Raw genomic sequence first — 5,270 nt, 5'->3', positions numbered from 1 at the left:
GCACGACCGCAAACATGATGGCGGAAACAAAGATCGACGCGGCCAGGGGGGCCAACAGATCCTGCGGCTGATGGACGAAGCTAACCGCGTCATACTCCCGGGCCAGCGCCGCGGTGCCAACCAACGCGGCACCCAGCGCAAGTGACGCTTTGGAAGCGATCACGCGTTCGATGGAACGACGCCGCCCGACCAGGAACCCGGCCACATCGATCGCACGCACCGGTCCGACATCGATCGGTTCACTTTCATCCACATCATTGGTCATGCGATACGCTTCCGATTTGCTTCGGGTGAGACGCTGCGGCAGCAAGCGAATCCCCCGTTGGTCGAGATTGACGACTGAATTTAGCAGAAGCAAAAACGGAAGGTGCCGATCGATAACCGCGATTAGTGGTGCGATCTATCACGTAAAGGGCCGTCAGCGGTGATTGTCGCCAATTCACGATTTACGCTCTGCCGTTTGCCGGGGGCTTGGGATAGTCTCCTGGGAACGAAATAGCACGAATGTTTGCCGCCTAGAAGTGATCATGGGATCCGAGAACGAATTGAATCTGTCGATAGAAGACCATCAGGTAACGGTCGAAAATGAGCCTGAATTGATTGAAGAAGCCCCGATTGTTGCTGCCGATGCCGCCGAGGATGACACACCACCCGAAGCGCCGGTCCAACCCTCTGCCGAATCGACTCACCAGCCAAGTGAAGAGCCCGCAACCGACGCCGTTGCTGAATCCAAGGCTGAAGCCGACGTTGAAACCGACCAGCCGAACGAGCAATCCGCCGTCGATGCGGTCCCGCCGGTGGTGAAGGAAGCGGTCGAGCAATCCGTCGCTGACAACGAAACCGACGAGCAAGCGGATCTTCGCGAAGAAGAAGACGAAGAGGCGCCGACCGGATTCGCCGCGTTGGAACTGCGTCGCCAGGTGTTCGAGGCGGTCGTCGAGTCGGGTTATTCCGAGCCGACGTCGGTGCAGCAACAGGTGATACCCTACATGCTGGCCGGCCGAGACGTGCTGGCCCAGTCGCAGACCGGATCGGGAAAAACGGCGGCGTTTGCGCTGCCGATTCTGTCCACGATCAATTCCAAACAGCGGACGGTCCAGACGTTGGTGTTGGCGCCGACGCGTGAATTGGCGATTCAAGTCGCCGAGTCGTTTGAGAAATACGCCGAGAACTTGAAGGGATTCAGCGTTCTGGCGATCTACGGCGGCCAGGACTACGAGCACCAATTTCGCGCACTGCGTCGTGGCGTGGATGTCGTCGTCGGGACGCCCGGACGTGTGATCGACCACATCAAGCGCGGGACGCTGGATCTGAGCGAGCTGCGGTGCCTGGTGTTGGACGAGGCCGATGAGATGTTGAACATGGGTTTCTTGGAGGATGTCGAGTTCGTGCTCGACCAAACGCCCGAGAAACGTCAGGTCACGTTGTTTTCAGCGACGATGCCCGGTCCGATCCGATCGATCGCGGACAAATACCTGGTCGATCCCGCATTGGTGACGATCGAAAAGAAACAGGTCACGGCCGAATCCATTCGGCAACGTGCGGTGATTGTCCCCCCCAAAGAAAAAGTCAACGCGTTGACGCGGTTCTTGGAAGCCGAAGCGACCGACGGGGTGATCGTGTTCACCAAAACGAAGGACACCACCGTGCGGTTGGCCGAACAGCTGATCCGCAACGGTTTCGCCGCCACCGCACTCAACGGTGACATGCCGCAATCGGTGCGTGAACGAACAATCGAACAATTGAAAGACGGGCGGTTGAATGTGTTGGTCGCGACTGATGTTGCGGCCCGCGGACTGGATGTCACACGCGTCAGCCACGTCTTTAATTTCGACTTGCCCCACGATGCGGAATCCTACATTCACCGCATCGGACGCACCGGGCGAGCCGGCCGCAGTGGCGAGGCGATCATCTTTTTGACCCCCGCCCAACGACGTAAACTGAAGCTGATCGAGCGGGCCACCAAAAAGTCGATTGAACTGGTCGATATCCCGTCGGCCGATGCGATCAACGCGACGCGGATCGAACGCTTCAAAGCCTCGATCACGCAGGTGATTGCCGACAAGGACCTGACGTTGTTCAAGGACCTGATCGGACAATACGCCGAGGAGTCTGGCAAGTCGATCGAAGCGATTGCCGCGGCGCTGGCGGAGATCGCACAACACGGTCGGCCGTTCCTGTTGAAGGACCGTCCCAAGCGTGCCCGGGATGAATACCAGGACCGCGGCGACAGTCGACGTGGCGGTGACGAGCGAGCCGGGGGCGGAGAATTCGGCAAACGCGGACGCGTCCTCGGTCCGCCCGAACCAGGCATGATGCGTTACCGAATCGAAGTCGGACGAAACGACGGTGTGGCACCGAGAAACATCGTCGGTGCGGTCGCCAATGAGGCCGGCATCGAAAGCCGGATGATCGGACCGATCAAAATCTATCCGCACTTCAGCACCATCGATCTGCCCGAAGGGATGCCCAAAGACGTCTTCCAAACGCTGCAACGGGCCTGGGTGTCGGGCAAGCAGCTGCGGATTCGCCCCGACCGGGGACCGGCCCAAGGGGATTCCCCGAGCCGCTCGGGCGGTTTTCGAAAAGGCGGCAAGCCGGGCGGCAAGAGTCGCAGCAAACCGGACGGATTCTTCGCCGGAAAATCCGGCTCCTTCGGCGGAAAGTCCGCCGCGGGCAAGAAGAAAAAGAAAAAGAAGCACCGCAAGGACTAGTGCTGCCGGAGCGTCCGTTTTCGGTTGCTAGCTAGCCGAAAATGGGCATTTTGAATAGGCCACGACCCGAAAACCTCGTCCAGCGGGGTGACTCTGCGGCCCGCGAGCGGAATTTACGGCAGTTTTTCGCCTTTAATACCCCATCAGGGGGTGCAGATTCGTCGGCGACGTGGATAGATTGGCGGACGTGGATTTCGACGTGAGCCCAGAGGTATCCGTCGGCCTCGCACCCGTGATCCAAATCCAACTGATCTTTGAAAAGAAAGCTTCGAGATGTGCTTATTGGCCGTTCAGTATCAATTGGTCCCAGAGAGTCCTATCCTGGTCGCAGCGAATCGCGAAGAGTACTTTGACCGGCCGAGTTTGACGCCGTCAATACAGTCGGGAAAGCCTCGCGTTTTATGCGGCGTGGATCAGAAAGCCGGTGGGACCTGGCTCGGTGTCAATCAAAATGGGTTATTCGTCGAAGTTTGCAACCGGGCGACGGCGATGCCGCTGTTCGGGCAACGCTCGCGCGGATCACTTGCGATGGACCTGCTTCGATGCACGAGCTCAGCTCGGGCACTCGACAAAGCGCTCGCCGAACTCGGTGAGACGCAATACGAAGGTTGTAACCTGATCATCGCCGATGCAAAAGCTGGCTACGCGATTCATTCCGACCAGCATCAGCAGGTCGTCGAAATGGAACCCGGGCTGAACATCATCGGTGCGCACAACCTGAACGACCCGGATGACGAGCGGGTTCGGATGGCGCGACGCCTCCTGACGCTGCAGACCTTGGATTCGCCGGTCAAGTTCTTGGCCGTGGCCAGTCGCGTGTTCGCCCGCGCACCGGTCGGACCGGGTCGACCGAGCATGGTGATTCGCAACCAGGATTACGGGACCGTCAGCAGTTCGTTGATCGCACTCGGTGTCAAACCACGTGATGCGATCTATCAGTTCAGCAACGGTGCTCCGGATCAAACCAAGTACGAAGATTGCTCGCCGATGCTGCGTGACATCCTCAGCCGGGGACTTCGCGAAGCGCGGACCAAGGCTAAGGTCGGAGCGTAAAAACTTCTCTTTCAGCCGTTCGCGTAGATCCCTAGACTGCCCTGACGTCCCATGCAGACACCGCAATGGATGCGGTTTTGAAAGCATGAGGTCCCGGAATCTCGCAAGCGGAGTGCCACGGCATGGAAGCCGTTCGACGATGGAGTGTGTTGCGGTCGCTAGTGGTCGCGGCGGTCGTGATCATCTCGAGTCAGCAGACGATCGCCCAAAACGCACGGACACAGAATTTTCTGGTCCATGCAGACACGCAAGAACTGGCCGAAGCGGTCGCACAGCATGCCGAGAAATTTCGTCACGAGTTGGCGGTCTATTGGCTCGGTGAGCCGTTGCGGCCCTGGACGACCCCCTGTCCGATCGAAGTGGTTTCCGGACCGCATTTGGCTGCCCAAGGGGCCACGACGTACAACCGGTCGCCGGTCGGCAACTTTCAAATGCAGGTGATCGGATCACGGGAACGCATTCTTGATAGTGTGCTGCCGCACGAAGTCACGCACACGGTGATGGCGACGCACTTCGGCCGTCCGTTGCCGCGCTGGGCCGACGAGGGAATCTGCACCACGGTGGAGCATTCGGCCGAACGCAACAAACACGAATTGAAGTTGCGAGAGTACTTGAGCAACCGCCGTGGCATTCCGATGAACAAGCTGTTTCGCTTGACCGAGTACCCCAGCGACATGTTGCCGATGTACGCGCAAGGCTATTCGGTTTGCCGGTTTTTGATCGAACAATCCGGGCCGCGTCAGTTCATCGCCTTTTTAGAAGGCTACATGGAGAGTTCGTCCTGGACCGACAACGTGCAGGCCCACTACGGCTACGATTCGCTGAAACAGCTGCAAGACCAGTGGCTGGCCTGGGTGGCCCAGGGCAGCGGACCGGTTGAATCCTTCGTGTCAGCCCGCGTCAAGGCCTCCGCTTCGCTCGCATCATCCCGGACCCCGCGGTCGCTCAACGGGCCCCAATCACCTACTGGCCCCCAATCGCCCGCCAGCCCGTCGCCGAACCAATTGGCAGCCGGCGGTCGCATGGCGTTGACGGGACCGGCCGGGGCATCTCAGTCGTTGGCATCTCAGCCAGCAGCATCTGAGCCGACCAGTTGGTACCAGCGGCGTCGCGAACAGACGGCGCTCGGCCAGATTGCCGATACCGGGGCACCACAACCGGCGTCTCGGGCTGCGAATCCGGCTTCGGCTGACACGACACCCCGTCCGCTGGGCCCCCCATCGGTCCTCAACAGCGGGCGTTATTCCGTGTCCCAGCCGCAGGACGAGTTGAGCTACGGCGCCGCCATCCCGTCGGCGACCTCCGCTCGGACGAGTCGGATGTACCGTTGACGCTGGACATTTCACGTTCAAGATCGAATCATTCATTGACGAAATCTTGTCTCTTTGCACACCAAGGCACCGAGCAGACCCTGCCGGATGCCGATGGAAGTGTTAAATTTGCAGCTCCGGCCCAGATCGAGGGTGAGACTACCGCGAAAGCGAGTATTCTGCTATTTTCCGG

At 59.5% G+C, this 5,270-nt stretch carries 3 protein-coding genes and 1 pseudogene; 3 read left to right on the top strand and 1 reads right to left on the bottom strand.

Features of this window, described 5'->3' with window-relative positions:
* A pseudogene (locus ABX749_RS20740) lies at positions 1-265 on the bottom strand (hypothetical protein); the annotation flags it as partial.
* 262 nt (positions 266-527) lie between these two features.
* Between ABX749_RS20740 and ABX749_RS20735 the strand changes: the two are divergent.
* The 3 genes from ABX749_RS20735 (at position 528) to ABX749_RS20725 (ending at position 5,098) form a co-directional block, all read left to right on the top strand.
* Positions 528-2,714, top strand: coding sequence for a DEAD/DEAH box helicase (locus ABX749_RS20735; RefSeq protein ID WP_372897654.1), 2,187 nt, complete (start codon positions 528-530; stop codon positions 2,712-2,714).
* A gap of 273 nt (positions 2,715-2,987) precedes the next feature.
* Complete coding sequence (locus tag ABX749_RS20730; RefSeq protein WP_372897653.1) at positions 2,988-3,767, top strand: NRDE family protein; 780 nt, start codon at positions 2,988-2,990, stop codon at positions 3,765-3,767.
* Positions 3,768-3,889: 122 nt separating this feature from the next.
* Positions 3,890-5,098, top strand: coding sequence for a peptidase MA family metallohydrolase (locus ABX749_RS20725; protein ID WP_372897652.1), 1,209 nt, complete (start codon positions 3,890-3,892; stop codon positions 5,096-5,098).
* Positions 5,099-5,270: the final 172 nt, after the last annotated feature.

The sequence above is a fragment of the Stieleria sp. genome (genome assembly GCF_041595215.1).
In the GTDB taxonomy this organism is placed as follows: domain Bacteria; phylum Planctomycetota; class Planctomycetia; order Pirellulales; family Pirellulaceae; genus Stieleria; species Stieleria magnilauensis.
This window is presented reverse-complemented; position numbering and strand designations above follow the sequence as displayed.